General features: G+C 36.5%; 13 protein-coding genes. 6 read left to right on the forward strand and 7 right to left on the reverse strand.

Going from position 1 to position 13,619, the window contains the following annotated elements; translation table 11 throughout:
- The first annotated feature begins 221 nt into the window (after positions 1-221).
- A complete protein-coding gene (locus D9780_RS02370) occupies positions 222-1,037 on the forward strand; it encodes an ABC transporter ATP-binding protein (RefSeq protein ID WP_121639155.1) in 816 nt (271 codons plus the stop codon).
- Between the two features lie 183 nt (positions 1,038-1,220).
- On the opposite strand, the gene D9780_RS02375 is transcribed toward D9780_RS02370, so the two are convergent.
- The 3 genes from D9780_RS02375 to D9780_RS21290 are packed head-to-tail and all read right to left on the reverse strand — an operon-like array spanning position 1,221 to position 3,594.
- Entirely contained in the window at positions 1,221-2,618 is a 1,398-nt protein-coding gene (locus D9780_RS02375) for a nucleoside recognition domain-containing protein (protein WP_073013267.1), read from the reverse strand.
- Entirely contained in the window at positions 2,608-3,339 is a 732-nt protein-coding gene (locus D9780_RS02380; protein ID WP_121639156.1) for a FeoB small GTPase domain-containing protein, read from the reverse strand. The genes D9780_RS02375 and D9780_RS02380 overlap by 11 nt, the downstream gene beginning before the upstream one ends.
- Positions 3,340-3,594, reverse strand: a complete 255-nt coding sequence (locus D9780_RS21290) for a FeoA family protein (RefSeq protein WP_121639157.1) — start codon at positions 3,592-3,594, stop codon at positions 3,340-3,342.
- 645 nt (positions 3,595-4,239) lie between these two features.
- Between D9780_RS21290 and D9780_RS02390 the strand changes: the two genes are divergently transcribed.
- A complete protein-coding gene (locus tag D9780_RS02390; RefSeq protein WP_121639158.1) occupies positions 4,240-5,556 on the forward strand; it encodes a S1C family serine protease in 1,317 nt (438 codons plus the stop codon).
- Positions 5,557-5,671: 115 nt separating this feature from the next.
- Here D9780_RS02390 and D9780_RS02395 read toward each other — a convergent pair whose 3' ends face one another.
- From D9780_RS02395 to D9780_RS02405, 3 genes are all read right to left on the reverse strand, one after another.
- Entirely contained in the window at positions 5,672-6,073 is a 402-nt protein-coding gene (locus D9780_RS02395) for a DUF4064 domain-containing protein (protein ID WP_077702855.1), read from the reverse strand.
- A 138-nt stretch (positions 6,074-6,211) separates the two neighbouring features.
- Positions 6,212-7,582: a sensor histidine kinase gene (locus tag D9780_RS02400; protein WP_121639159.1), complete on the reverse strand. Its 1,371-nt coding sequence runs from the start codon at positions 7,580-7,582 to the stop codon at positions 6,212-6,214.
- Positions 7,560-8,276 carry a response regulator transcription factor gene (locus D9780_RS02405; protein ID WP_121639160.1) on the reverse strand — a complete coding sequence of 239 codons (717 nt, stop codon included), beginning with the start codon at positions 8,274-8,276 and terminating at the stop codon, positions 7,560-7,562. Before D9780_RS02405 ends, D9780_RS02400 begins: the two co-directional genes overlap by 23 nt.
- Positions 8,277-8,497: 221 nt before the next feature.
- Between D9780_RS02405 and D9780_RS02410 the strand changes: the two genes are divergently transcribed.
- Positions 8,498-8,743, forward strand: a complete 246-nt coding sequence (locus D9780_RS02410) for a hypothetical protein (protein WP_116278266.1) — start codon at positions 8,498-8,500, stop codon at positions 8,741-8,743.
- Between the two features lie 506 nt (positions 8,744-9,249).
- On the opposite strand, the gene psiE is transcribed toward D9780_RS02410, so the two are convergent.
- Entirely contained in the window at positions 9,250-9,699 is a 450-nt protein-coding gene (psiE, locus tag D9780_RS02415) for a phosphate-starvation-inducible protein PsiE (RefSeq protein WP_121639161.1), read from the reverse strand.
- A 305-nt stretch (positions 9,700-10,004) separates the two neighbouring features.
- Here psiE and D9780_RS02420 point away from each other — a divergent pair, with 305 nt between their 5' ends.
- From D9780_RS02420 to D9780_RS02430, 3 genes are all read left to right on the forward strand, one after another.
- Positions 10,005-10,724: a GntR family transcriptional regulator gene (locus D9780_RS02420; protein WP_121639162.1), complete on the forward strand. Its 720-nt coding sequence runs from the start codon at positions 10,005-10,007 to the stop codon at positions 10,722-10,724.
- A 458-nt stretch (positions 10,725-11,182) separates the two neighbouring features.
- On the forward strand, positions 11,183-12,571 hold the full coding sequence (locus tag D9780_RS02425) for an aminotransferase (protein WP_121639163.1): 1,389 nt from the start codon (positions 11,183-11,185) through the stop codon (positions 12,569-12,571).
- Between the two features lie 36 nt (positions 12,572-12,607).
- Positions 12,608-13,543, forward strand: a complete 936-nt coding sequence (locus D9780_RS02430; protein WP_121639164.1) for a selenium metabolism-associated LysR family transcriptional regulator — start codon at positions 12,608-12,610, stop codon at positions 13,541-13,543.
- The last annotated feature ends 76 nt before the right edge of the window (positions 13,544-13,619 follow it).

Here is a 13,619-nt window from a genome sequence, read left to right on the forward strand (position 1 = left end):
GATAAGCCCCCTGACTTGTGGCTTCAGGGGGCTTATTGTTCATTTTACATAAAAATCACTTTTGTTAAGGTCGCGCAGGGAAACAACTCGCTTGCACGGATGAACGCCCGATTCTCTTCTAAACGGTTTGTGCTAAATGAAAATATAAAATATTAAGTTTATATAGTATAAGGTGAATTTTTCTAATATTATGGATAACTATTTAGCGAGGAGGAGCTTAGTTGGAAAATGTAATTGAATTGACAGATGTCTCGTGGAAAAGAAAAGGGGAGCATGTTTTAGAACAAATAAACTGGCGCGTCGTCAAGGGGGAGCATTGGGCTATTTTAGGATTAAATGGGTCTGGAAAGACAACACTGTTACAAATGATTACTGGCTATATTTGGCCAACTACTGGAAGTGTTTCTGTTTTGGGAAAACCGTTTGGAATGACAGATTTACGACTGTTACGAAAAAATATCGGTTGGGTAAGTTCTGCACTAAAAGAAAAACTAAAGGCCACGGATTTGGCTGAGGCAATTATTTTAAGTGGAAAACACGCTTCCATCGGTTTATATGAACAAATAGAGAAAACAGATATGGAACGAGTTACTACATTAATGGACCATTTAGGGATCGGGTATTTGCAAGGTCGAGCATATGGAACGTTGTCTCAAGGTGAAAAGCAGAAGTTGCTAATTGCTCGGGGATTAATGGCTCGACCACAATTACTTATTTTAGATGAACCAACCAATGGTTTAGATTTTTTAGCTCGAGAAGAATTGTTAGCTTTTATTCAGCAATTGGCAGAGCGGCAGGAAGCACCGACAATATTATTCGTGACGCATCATATTGAGGAAGTTTTGCCGATTTTATCACATGTATTATTGTTAAGAGAGGGTACTGTTTTTCAACAAGGAAAAACGATAGAGTTATTGTCTTCGGAAACATTAACGCAGTTCTATCAACTTCCGATTGAATGTGACTTAAGAGATGACAGGTTATGGGTAAGAAAAAAGATGCAATCATTTCCGACCAGCTTGCATGAACAGGATTAATGCAGCGTTTAATATGGAACAATTTTTAAATGAAAGAAAAACTGCCTACATGGGTGGCTACCCTCGAAAGTGATTTTTAACTCTAACTCTCGGAGGTCGGTACCATGTATAGGCAGTATTGGTTTGTGAACATTTTTTAAAAGAAGTCTATTGCGAGATCTGTAATCGAACAAGTATAGAAGTCTATACCCAGCCAAAGCCTTTTACGACTTGCGCAATAACAAATGTGACGACAATGGCGATAGTAGTAGGTAATATAAAGGCGGCCGACGTCCATTTTATACTTTTTGTTTCTTTCCAAATGTTGAACATGGTTGTACCACAAGGGTAATGCAATAAAGAAAATAGCATCATATTAAGCGCTGTTAACCACGTCCATCCATGGTCAAGAAATATTTGTTTTAAATCGTTTAAGTTATCTACTTCGATCATCGATCCTGTTGCAAGATATCCCATTAAAAGAATCGGCAGGACGATTTCATTTGCAGGAAAGCCTAAAATAAATGCCGTTAAAATAAAACCATCCAAGCCAATCGCTTGTGCAAAAGGGTCTAAAAACCCAGCAAAATGTTCAAGAACACTTTGATCACCAACGAAAATATTCGCTAAAATCCAAGTAATAACGGATGCTGGTGCAGCAATAATGACGGCTCTTTTTAATACAAACCATGACTTATCCAATGTAGCTCGAACAATCGTATTCCATATTTTCGGTTTTCTGTAAGGTGGCAGTTCCAATGTATAGTGTGAAGGCACACCGCGCAATAATGTTTTGGAAAGAGCCCATGAAACAAAGATAGTCATGATAATGCCAAACAATACAATTCCTACGACAACGGACGCAGCAACAAACGTATTCATACCGCCTGAAAATCCAGCCGCCATAAATAAACCTGCAAGGAGAATTAATACTGGCCAGCGCCCATTACACGGGACAAAGTTGTTTGTCAAGATGGCTATCATGCGTTCCCGTGGTGACTCGATAATGCGTGAAGACATGACCGCTGCAGCATTACATCCGAACCCCATTGCCATTGTTAATGATTGTTTACCATGTGCGCCAGATTTTTTAAATACACGATCTAAATTAAATGCTACTCGTGGTAAATATCCAAAATTTTCTAGCAAAGCAAACATTGGAAAGAAAATAGCCATTGGTGGCAACATGACACTAACCACCCAGGAAGTACCACGGTAAAATCCTTCTACCAATATTCCATACAACCAATCTGGGGAGTTAGCCCATTGGAATAATGCAGCAAGCCAATTTTCAACTGTAGCAAATAACTGGCTTATAACAATACCTGGATAGTTTGCCCCTACAATCGTTAAATAAATGACTACTCCAAGTAGCATAAGCATAATGGGAAAACCATAAATACGTGATGTTAAAATATTATCCAAATTTTCATCAAGCCAGGTTGCTTTTTTATTAGAACGCTGTATGGAATGCTGGGTTATGCTTTGCGTAGATTGATAAATACTTGAAACGATATGATCTCTTAACGTATTTTCTTGATCACTGTACTTTTCAAACAATGCATCAAGTTGCTGTATTTGTTGGTTTGTTTCATACGCCATGACAACAGCCCCCTTGTGCAGATGGATGTTTTTCCGAACTGAATTGTTGGTTTTGGATATACGCTTTTAGCGATTCTAATAATTTTTTATCTCCATCTAATATACGTAAAGCGATCCATCTCGCAGGAAAGATATCCCCAAAAATTTGCTTGATTTCTGGTTCGAGTTCTTTTATTTTCTTTTCTATTTGTGGACTATATTTAATTTTGTAACCTTTCGTTATTAATTTACCTTCAATCATTCGGTCTATCGTTTTTAGTAGTTGAATGATACCAATTTTTTCTCTAGCTGATATTAACACAACTGGAATACCTAATTGTTTAGATAACGCTTCTTTATCAATATGGATGCCTCTTTTTCTTGCTTCATCAATTAGATTGACACATAGAACGGCACGATCAGTCATTTCTAATACTTGTAATGCTATATTTAAATTTCGCTCTAACGAAGTAGCATCCACTACAACGAGTGTAATATCCGGTTTTTCAAAAATAATGTAATCTCTTGCTACTTCTTCGTCAGCTGAATTGGAGTAAAGAGAATATGTACCAGGTAAATCAATGACCTTATATACATGCTTCTCTGTTTTTAGTTCACCTTCAGCCCGTAATACCGTTTTCCCAGGCCAATTTCCTGTGTGTTGTTTTAACCCAGTAAGCAAGTTAAACAATGTGCTTTTTCCTGTGTTTGGGTTTCCTGCTAAAGCAATGGTATGAGACATTTATACCACCTCTTTATGAACTTTCTTTGCGTAGATAAAAGAACTTTCTTCTTGCCGCAGTGCGATAGTCGTGTTAAAAACTTTAAAAGCGATTGGATCTCCTAATGGACTTTTCTGTACTATTTCAATGGTGGCTCCTGGGACAAAACCTAAATCTAGTAATCTACGCCGCATGACATCATCTCGTAGTTCAACAGATGTAATTTCTATTCGATCACCAATTTGAAATTGATAGATAGGTTTTTTATCAAGCATATTATGTCGCTCCTTTGGCTGTGAGTTAAATAGTTGGTTTAGGGAAACTTTAGGTTATACATAACTATATTTTAATAACATATGCTTTGTTGGTATGGATGTTGATTTTGTTTACTCTCTAAATATATTATGATTATAACTTAAAAAGTTTCCTTAATGCAAACAATGCGTCGCGTTTTTTATAATACTGTAATAAGAGACTTTCATGATTTTTTACTTTATGGAAATTTTTCAGTCCTAATGAGCTTTCACGTGGGTAAAAAAGTTTGTATTATAAGCGAGTATATATCTAAATAAGCGGCTTGCATTTTATTCATTTAAGTTAAAACATACCTTGTCGCCATTTTCAAAATGCCAAATGATGGTATAATAGACCTACCTTATTAGTTGTTAACTATTTAAAACAAGTCGTTATTATAAAGTTATACGATAAAAGAAGTGCCGGCAAAGGAACGTTACAGAAGCATATGATGTCACTATCAACAAGCTAGCTGACTCCCCAAGTTTTAATCTTCCTTTTTTCTTATACTCCCATAGTAGAAAAAAGGATGAATTTTAAGTCTTATCGGCTATACAAAACGGCGGCAATATGTCTTGAAATTTGTGTGAAGTGAAATTTTCTAATGTTTTGAAAGGAGGCTAAACATGCGTTGCCCAACATGTGGAATGAAGAAACAAAGAAGAACGCGTTACTGTTTAAATTGTGGAAGAACGTTAAAGCGAGGGATAGTATTTAAGTTAACAGCCATCATTTCATTTTTGCTCCTTGTGAGCGGAGGCACTTATTTATTTATCGAAAGTAATGCTGCTAACAATCGTCTAGAAACGCATACAAAAGCGGCTAATGCTGCAAGTCGCAATGATCCAGAATTAATGAATAAACAAAGCGATGACGTAGATGATGAAAAAACCGTTGAAGAAAAGATTCAAATGACTGAAAAAAACGTATATACAGTTAGGACGAATGAAAGGGAAGGAGCTGCTTTTTTATATAATGATCAAGGCATCTTATTAACGAGTGCACATCTTGTTGAAGGGCATACGGAAGTACAAGTAAGAAATAATCATGATGCATTTACTGGTTCTGTTATCGGCTATTCCAATGAAACTAATTTGGCAGCGATTCAAGTAGCTGAACTTGCAGGGGATCAACCAGCGCCAACCGAGAGGGAAAAAGGTTTATCTGCAAGGGATAAAGTTATTGCTATTGGAAGCGAGCGTGTTTTAGACAATAATACAACGGCTACTGTTGTCAACGAAGTGGACTGGCATTTTTCTTATGGAAATTTTACATATGAACATACGTATCAATTGGAAGAGACGCTATTACTGGGATATAGTGGTGGGCCTTTATTGTCTGCGGAAACTGGTAGTATCGTTGCAATTAACTCTATTGCCCATGTCAACGATATTGCTGTACAATTTAGTGTCCCTATACACGAGGTTGCAGATATGATAGACGGTTGGATAGATGAACCGATGAATGCAGCAACAATTACAGAACAATTTTATGATGCAGATGGGGGCTACTTTTTTGGAGATTTTTGGGGGACTCAACAACAAGAAGAAACGGCCACCAATCAAGAAAGTGAATCTACTAGTAAGGGAGAAGGCAGTGTAACAAATGCCGCCGAAAATAATACTTCTAATCATAGGGGACAGCAAACGTGGCAAGCACCTGCTTATACGCCACCAGCTAATAATGGATGGCAAAACCGGGACAATCATACGCAACATAGCACCAATGATACAAACCAGAATTCCACTCCGGAACAAAAGAAGGATAATGAAACAAATAAAGGCGCTGGTGAGGGTCCTTCAGACGGTGGTGACGATCAAACAAATTATGACGAGAATTCAACTAAACCTACAGATGGACCGAAGAAACCAGAAGAACCAGAGAAACCAAAAGAACCTCAAGAAGACTCATCAGAAGAAGATAACGAATCTAGTCAGCAATAATTTCATTTGTAATCTTTTTGTCTTAGACAGACTTGGCCTAAGTCTGTCTAAGACTAGAGGCAGTGAGGTGTCATGTTATAAGTCTATCCATTCATTTCCTAATGATAGTTTACTTTTAATTTTCTATCGTTTTTGTTGGTTTTCTTACAAAACACATAATTGCGGCGGCGAGATATAACAAAGATTGAAATAAAATTCCTGATAATAAAAGCCAGCCACTTAGAACAGCTGCTGCAATAAAAAATCCGCCGGCAGTTTTAGGGTTTCGCTTCAACTGTAATACACCAATCAATCCTAAAGTAAAGCTTATCAGAGCACCAATAATAGGAATCCAAATAAAGATAGATAAGAAGGAACCAAGGTCTGAAAGCATTCCAAAATCAGCCGGATCAATAGAACCTTCAAGCAGGTCGATACCACTGTTTAAAAGCAAAATGCCAACGATCCCAAAAATAGCTAAAGCACCGTCCATTAAAAATCCGACAATGCCTAAAATCTTTTCAACTGTTCGATTCACGCTTGTTACCTCCTCAGTCTAATCAATGGTTTTATTATGTTACGTAAAAACAGCACGAATTGTTTCATTTTTCTTTATACGATACAAAACGAACATGACCTCGTTGTAAGTGTGCCAAACGTTATTAGGGTTGCGAATTTAATGTTTCCCTTTTTTCGGAAAGCAAACGGTCACGGTTGTACCTTCCCCAACTTCACTATTAAAATCTATGGTTCCGTGATGAGCGTCTACAAGTGCTTTCACAATGGAAAGCCCGATTCCTATACCGCCAGTCTTGGTGGCCCTTGACTTATCTCCACGATAAAAGCGTTCAAACAAAAATGGAATATCTTCCTTTTTAATACCTATTCCCTCATCCATAATCATAAAACAGATGTAATCTTCCTTCTCTTCTGTGAAAATTTTCACTGTCTTTCCTGTTGGAGTATACTGCAATGCATTGTTCATAAGGTTTGTTAAAATTTGTGTAACTCGGTCTTCATCTGCACGAAAATGGATTTCTTTGTTTGGAAAGTAGCTCCTTAATACAACCCCTTTTTTATGAAAAGCCGCCTGAAATTGACTATCCATAAAACGAAGAAGTTCCCTTGCATCTAAAGTAGACATGTTCAGTTTCTTTTGTGGGTTCTCCACTGCAATTAACGTTTCCAATTCATTGACGAGTCGCACTAAGCGCATAAGTTCATGGTGGCTTTTTTGCAATCGTTCAGGAGTTGGTTCCCAAATACCGTCTTGATAAGCTTCCAATTGACTCCGTAATGTTGTTAGTGGTGTTCTAAGTTCATGTGCAAAATCAGCGGTAAATTGCTTTCTTAATTGTTCCTCTTTCGCCAAGGAATTAGCTAATTCATTAAATGATTCCCCAAGTTGTTTCATTTCAACACTTAAATCTTTTACAGGCACATCTACTCGTTTATGTTTTTTTAATTGCTGTATTGCTGTTGATAATCGCGTAAAACCAGCACTTAACCTTCTAGAAAACAAAAAACTAAATAAAATCGATAACAATATAATAGCGATTACCGCAATTAGTATGTTTTTTTGAATTGATTTCAAGAAAGTAAAGTCCTCACCAACGAGTTCTACTGGATACACCACTTCCATCGTGCCAATCTTTTCTCCGTCTACTTCAATAGGGTGAGAACTTGTTTCGTAATCAACTGTTTCTGCTTGTTGGTGCATGCCCATGCCCCTCATCATGTGCTGCATTCTTGTTGAGTCTGCAACTGCATTACCAGCCTGATCATAAATAGTATAAAACAAATCCTCTGTCATTGCTTGGTCATGAAGTATGCTGTTTGCTTGTTCACTTACTAAGCTTCCGGTTTGCTGATACGTTCGAATGATCTCTTCCTCTACAAATGACGTTTTTTCTTCTCTACTTATTTGTAAATAGCTAGAAAATTGATTTTCTACCCCGAAAAATATGGAAAAACTCGTTAAAAAAACACCGCATAAGGAAACAAGTAATAAATAAATAAAAATTTTAGTGCGAAGTGTTAGCTTCATCTGGTTTGCCCCCAAACTTATATCCCATTCCAAAAACCGTTAATATATAATCAGGATGTCTAGAATCCTGTTCGATTTTTTTTCGTAAATTTTTTATGTGTGTATCAATACTTCGCTCATATCCTTCAAAAAAAAGATCATCCTCTTCTTGAATTTTTACGAGCAAATCCCCTCTGCTATATACCCTTCCAGGATAACTAGACATTGTGATTAATAGCTTATATTCATTCGGTGTAAGTGCGACAACTTCATTATTGACTTTTACTTCCTTTTTTAAATGGTCAATAATTAGTTGCCCGTTGTTAAAACGGAGTTGGTCATTTTTTTCCGTCTTAGAAATTCGGCGCAGTAAAGCTTTAGCTCGCACAACAACCTCTCTTGGGCTAAAAGGCTTGGTAACATAATCATCTGCACCGATGACAATTCCATTTATAATATCATCTTCTGCTGACTTAGCAGTAAGCATGATAATTGGCATATCACTATCTTTTCTAGTTAATCTGCACACTTCTTCTCCAGAAATATCGGGGAGCATTAAATCAAGAAGCACAATATCTGGGTTCCCTTCTTTTATTTGTTTTAGCGCTTCTAATCCATTGGCGGCAAATAAAATATTCCAACCTTCTTTCTCAAAATAAGCTTGCAAAACTTCGCGAATCATTTCTTCATCATCGACAATTAATATGCGTGTCATTATTTTTCCCCCTCTTGTTTTGCATATCTTGTATTCTCGAAAGTGGATGCTGCTTTCATCTCACTAAAGCTGTATAAGACATTACTTACTTCATTGTAGTTTCTATAGTATCATGCTAACACAGTAGAATTCACATCTTCACAACTTCCCCATAAGTTCTCCATAAGAACTACAAATGCGTGCGATATGATATAGATAATGAAAGAAAGGAGTTGGACATAATGAAAAAATTAATGATTGGTGCTATAACAGGAGCAGTTATTTTAGGTGGTGCAGCAACGTATACATTCGCTGATGCCAATGAAGAGAATCAAGAATTTTATAATGATAGGAGACCGTATATGGAAGAAATGCATCCAAACTTCTCCGATGAGGATTATGAAGCAATGTATAACTTTTGTCATGGAAAAGGAGACTTTGAAAGACGGCATCGCGGTGGAAATGGATTTGATAGAAACAATGAATAGATAAGAGGTGAGCAGTAATGATGAGTGGCTATGGCCTTCATTTTGCAGGATTTGGAATACTAGGATGGATAATAAACCTTCTTGTAATAGGAATTGTCGTATATTATGCAACTAAATTGGCGTTAAAACATGATGATAAGGACAAAAATTAAGTAAAGGATTGGCAGTCATCTTGCCAATCCTTTTTTATGGTCTAGCAAATTATTGGAAATTATAAGTTTTTGCAGCTGTCGATAAACTAAGTTATTTAGCCACGTCGGCGCAAGCGCCCAGCAACTAGGCGACTTCACTTCATTGCCTTAAGCTAAGTCATCATCGGTTCGTTCTAAATAGAAAGGCCGACTAAAGGCGGGCTTGCCGGAGGGCGTCGACTTACTCCTGTTGCAGGAGCATGATTCCTAAAACTTTCATTGATTCGTTCCAGTCGCAACGTTGCTAACCGGGCGCCTCGAGCCTTTGTTCTATTGTCTTTATTCAAAAGGTTATAAGGATGCTACATTCACCATTCACCTCTTATTCTGAAAAAACCACTTGCTTTCAGGTCGTTCACGAGGGGTTAAATTCATAATAAAATAACCAATAATTAAAATTAAGATAACGAGTGCATAAAATAATGTATCTAGTGCGTTATCATGTTCAACAATGATCAAACGAATCATTGCTGTTATACCAATATATAAAAAATAGCGTAAAGGAAAATGATAGTTTTCCTTAAAATATTTTACAATCATAGCGACAAACTCAAAATATAGGAAAAATAATAATACATTGGCAAGAAACAGTTGGTAGTCTGTCGTATCACCTTCAAGTAAAATTGTTCCGAATAAAATAAGCTCCTTTACAAGTAAGATAGATAAAACAATAGCGAGAATAATCAGGGATACATTTAATACAACTTGTAATAAATAAGGAAATACGTATAATGATTTGGTATACAGCGACTTTAAATTTTTCATGCAAATATAAGCCCCCATTCTAGCATGGTACGTACATATTTCTTATCATAACACACCTCTAATAGATGACAGTATTAATTTTCAATACTTTTTACTCTGTTAATAAAATCTAATATCTATTTTTTAAATAAAATAGAAGTAATAAACTCTTCCTTTGGCATGGAGGAAAAATTAGTTATAAGCTAAAGGCAATAAATAAACCTCTATTTTGCCCTATAGGAAGTTGGGCTTCGCGGCTATCGTATAAGCCAAGATTTTCTGAGATTATGTTATGATAAAATAAATAAATTCGAGGGGGAAACTGCGTGCTCGATTATACGAATTCAGTGCCTTTACATGTACAATTGAAGAAAATAATTGAAAAGCAAGTAGAAAATGGCGAATTGCAAGGTCAAATACCAAGTGAACGTCAATTCATGCATACATATAATGTAAGTAGGAGTACAGTAAGAGAAGCTATCACGCTATTAGTACGAGAAGGAATTGTAGAAAAAAGGCATGGAAAAGGGACATTTGTTTCTTTAAAACCAATTCACGACTGGCTTGGAAATTTGCGTAGTACAACAGAAACAATTCAAAATATGGGGATGGAGCCTGGCGCGCAACTAATCACAAATTATAAAACAACAACGCCAAGTTATATTCAAGAGCAAACCGGATTAAGAGAAGCATATTTTATAAAAAGAATACGTTACGCAGATCAGATCCCTATTGGAGTGGAGCGTCACTATTATCCTATATGGATTGGTGAAAAACTGCTGCAATATGATCTTAATAATGCAACCCTATATGATTTGCTGGAAAATAAATTAGGGATTACATTTGCGGAGGCGGATCAAACAATATCAAGCGGTCATATTTATGAAGAAGATCGACCTTATCTTTATATAGAAAGAGAAAAACACGTACTCATTGCCGAAAGAATTATAAAAAATGGAGCAGGGGAGATCATAGAATTTGAAGAAGCCTTTTATAGAAGTGATTTATATGCGTTTAAAATAAAGTTGTCTCGAAAATTTGGTTAACTTGTGTTGCACACATATAATAAGCGGGTACTTCATGGCGTGTAGAGAGGGAAGTAAAGACTTGCTGAAGTCGGCTTACTATAGTTAATTAGATTGGTCGTTTTTTATAAAAATTTTTAAATCATTCATAAAAAATGCTTATAAATAGTATTTTAATTACTAATATCTGAATTTTAATAATAGATTGAAATGTAGATCGTTATTTGTATATAATATGTGTGATCACAATGATTCAACTGGTACGGATGTCCTTCGCAATTATTGATGTAGCAACCTGTATGGCGTGTTAATAGCTCATCGAGGATGTAGTAAATTGAGTCAATTACATGCATCCTTAGCGAATGGTGTGAATACAGTTTTATAACACATGAGAAGATTGTGGCCGCTTTTGATTTACCGTTATCTATTGCTTTATCAGAATATATATCTGAATAATTTTTACAAAGGGGGATTTAGGAATGAAAGAGGAAATGGAAATACGTTCTGTTACAGAAGAGAAGCCCTCACACTTATGGCATGCCATGCATCGGCATGACCCGCAAGTGAAGCAGTTGGTTGCAGTTAAAGGAGAGGGCGGTTGGTTTACAGATGAGGCTGGTAATTGCTATTTAGATGGTGTTTCGGGTTTATGGTGTTTAAATCTAGGGCATGGAAGGCAAGAAATTATTGAAGCATGTGCAGCACAAATGGGGAAATTAACCTATGTTCCATTAACGATGAGTCACCAACCTGCATTGCAGTTAGCTACGAAGCTAAGTGATTTATTAGGCGGAAACTACCAATGCTTTTTTTCAAATAGTGGTTCGGAAGCGAATGAAACCGCTTTTAAGATTGCGAGACAGTATCACAAACAGACAGGGAATTCGGAAAAATATAAAATCATCTCCCGTTATCGGAGTTATCATGGGAACACTTTAGGTGCATTAAGTGCTACTGCACAAGCAAATAGACGTGTAAAATATGATCCGGCTGTTCCAGGGTTTTTACACGTCTATCCACCATATGCTTATCGGTCGATTTTTAATGGTACAAAAGAAGAGTCTGATTTAAAAGCTGCGCAATTGGTAGAGGATACCATTCGTTGGGAAGGAGAAGAAACAGTAGCCGCATTTATCATGGAACCGTTTATTTCTGGTGGTGGAGTTCTCATTCCTTCTATGGAGTATATTGAACGAGTTCAATATATTTGCAATCAATATAATGTCTTACTCATCATGGATGAAGTCGTTTCTGGTTTTGGCAGAACGGGAGAAATGTTTGGGTTTATGCATGCAAATGGGGTACAACCTGATATCGTAACAATGGCAAAAGGATTAACAAGTGGTTATTTACCATTAGGTGCAACTGCTGTAAAAGATAAAATCTATCAATCATTTAAAAGCGTTGGCAAAGATAACCATTTTCGACATGTATCCACATATGGCGGACACCCTGCAGCGTGTGCAGTAGCGCTGAAAAATATTGAAATTATTGAACGGGAAAATGTAGTGCAACGTGTACACGATCTTGCTAAAAGTCATTTAAATGCGTTACAGCGACTAACAAAGTATGACCATGTTGGTGAAGTGAGGCAGATTGGTTTCTTGGTAGGCTTGGAAATGGTCGAGGATAAAGCAACCAAAGAACCGCTAGCAGATGAAAAAATGGTGGGAATATTGCAAAACTGCAAGCAAAGAGGCTTAATTATTGGACGAAATGGCGATACGGTACCTGGCCAAAATAATGTCATCATCATTGCTCCACCATTAACAAGTACGGAAGAAGATTTGATGTTTCTAGTGGAGACGGTAACAGATGTTTTTAATCATCTCTTTGGTAGTAATATTTCTGAAAGTATTCCATTATAGAACCTAAGAGTAGATGAAATGGGGGGATGGCGTAACGTGAATTATGAGCGATTACAAACGTTTATTGCAGTTGCTGAGAAAAACAGTTTTTCAGAAGCTGCGAAGAAGTTATTTGTTACGCAACCGACGATTACCTCACAGATAAAAGCTCTCGAAGAAGAATTACAAACTAAGTTATTTGAAAGAACGACGAAAACAGTTAAGTTAACCCAATCGGGGGAAATTTTGTTAAAGTATGCTAAAGATATTGTTCAGCTAAGCAGTTTGGCTCGAAAAGAAATTTTAAAAATAGAAGAAAAAATATATGGGGATTTAAAAATAGGGTGTAGCTTAACAATTGGAGAATACATTTTACCGCATTTTTTAAAGCGTTTCAAAGAGAAGTATCCACTTATTCATATGCAAGCAAAAATTTCTAATTCAGCATCCATTATTCATCATATAAAGGATCAGGTCGTACATGTAGGATTAATTGAGACTTCAATTCATGATAAGCAAATCGTGATGCATCCCATATTAGAAGATGAACTCTGTTTAGTAACAAAAGTCGATTATTTTCCTTTTCCCGAAAAGCAAATATCGTTAGATCAAATAAAAAACATTCCTTTAATCATACGTGAAAGTGGTTCTGGCACGCGTGAAGTTGTGGAACAACATTTGGAGCGGGCGGGAGTTTCTTTTCATGATTTGAATATTGTAATGGAAGTGGGCAGTACAGAAGCAGTTAAAGCGGTAGTAGAATCAGGATTAGGTGCTTCTTTTGTTTCGAAAACCGCAATTATGAAAGAAAAACAATTAGGCTTACTGACGTCCTATAGTATAAGGAATATTACATTTAACCGACATTTTTATTTGGTGTTTCGAAAAGGACAAATTTTATCTTCAACTACAGAATTGTTTATGGATGAATTGCAAAAGATGACTCTAGCACTAGAGAGCAACATTAGTGCAAATCGATTAGGTGTGATTTGATGAGGATCAGGTTGAATAATACGAATTTTCAATCCTGCATAATTATTGCGTTCTCTAATATTTGTAAACAGCAACA

It is taken from the genome of Virgibacillus sp. Bac330 (assembly GCF_003667845.1).
In the GTDB taxonomy this organism is placed as follows: Bacteria; Bacillota; Bacilli; order Bacillales; family Amphibacillaceae; genus Virgibacillus; species Virgibacillus chiguensis.